1 protein-coding gene is annotated in these 1279 nt (G+C 68.4%); it reads right to left on the bottom strand.

The window, feature by feature from the left end:
- On the bottom strand, positions 1-1279 hold a 1279-nt coding region (gene glyA / locus C3942_RS21840; RefSeq protein WP_104232476.1), incomplete at its 5' end, for a serine hydroxymethyltransferase.

The following is a 1279-nucleotide window of genomic DNA, read 5'->3' as shown; positions in this document are numbered from 1 at the left end:
TCAGGCGGCCTTCCTGACCGAGCCGTACACCGGGAACCCGGCGCAGAGCTGCTCGACCTCGCCGCGGACGCGGGCGATGACCGCCTCCACGTCGCCGCCGGCGCTCATGGCATCGACGATGTCCGCGATCCAGTTCGCCACCTGGGCCATCTGCGGCTCCTTGAAGCCGCGGGTGGTCGAGGCCGGCGAGCCCAGGCGCAGGCCCGAGGTCACGAACGGGCTCTTGGGGTCGTTGGGCACCGAGTTCTTGTTGACCGTGATGTGCGCGCGGCCCAGGGCCGCCTCGGCGTCCTTGCCGGTGACGTTCTTGGCGATCAGGTCCAGCAGGAACAGGTGGTTGTCGGTGCCGCCCGACACCACCTTGTAGCCGCGGTCCAGCAGCACCTGCGCCATGGCCCGGGCATTGGCCACCACCTGCTTCTGGTACAGCTTGAACGCCGGGTCCAGCGCTTCCTTGAACGCCACGGCCTTGGCGGCGATGACGTGCATCAGCGGGCCGCCCTGGATGCCGGGGAACACCGCCGACTGGAACTTCTTGTTGAAGTCCTCGGACTGGCCCTTGGTCAGGATCACGCCCCCGCGCGGGCCGCGCAGGGTCTTGTGGGTGGTGCTGGTCACGACATGGGCGTACGGCAGCGGGCTGGGGTATTCGCCCGCCGCCACCAGGCCGGCGACGTGCGCCATGTCCACCCAGAACCAGGCCCCGACCTTGTCGGCGATCTCGCGCATGCGCTTCCAGTCCTTGACCCGGCTGTAGGCCGAGAAGCCGCCGATCAGCATCTTGGGCTGGGTCTCGACGGCGATCCGCTCCATCTCGTCGTAGTTGATCAGCCCGGTCTGGGTGTCCAGGCCGTAGGGCACGATCTTGTACTGCTTGCCGGAGAAGTTGGCCGGGTTGCCGTGCGTCAGGTGGCCGCCCTGCGCCAGGTTCATGCCCATCACGGTGTCGCCCGGGTTCACCAGGGCCAGGAAGATGGCGGCGTTGGCCTGGGCGCCCGAATGCGGCTGCACGTTGGCGTAGTCCGCCCCGAACACCTGCTTCAGGCGGTCGATCGCCAGCTGCTCGGCCACGTCCACGTACTCGCAGCCGCCGTAGTAGCGCTTGCCCGGGTAGCCCTCGGCGTACTTGTTGGTCAGCCCCGAACCCTGCGCTTCCATCACCGCCGGGCTGGCGTAGTTCTCCGAGGCGATCAGCTCGATGTGCGCTTCCTGCCGCCCCGCTTCCTTCTGGATCGCGGCGTGCAGCTCAGGGTCGTATTGGGCGAGGCTCGGGGCGTTG

The sequence above is a fragment of the Solimonas fluminis genome (genome assembly GCF_002930645.1).
In the GTDB taxonomy this organism is placed as follows: Bacteria; Pseudomonadota; Gammaproteobacteria; order Nevskiales; family Nevskiaceae; genus Solimonas_A; species Solimonas_A fluminis.
This window is presented reverse-complemented; position numbering and strand designations above follow the sequence as displayed.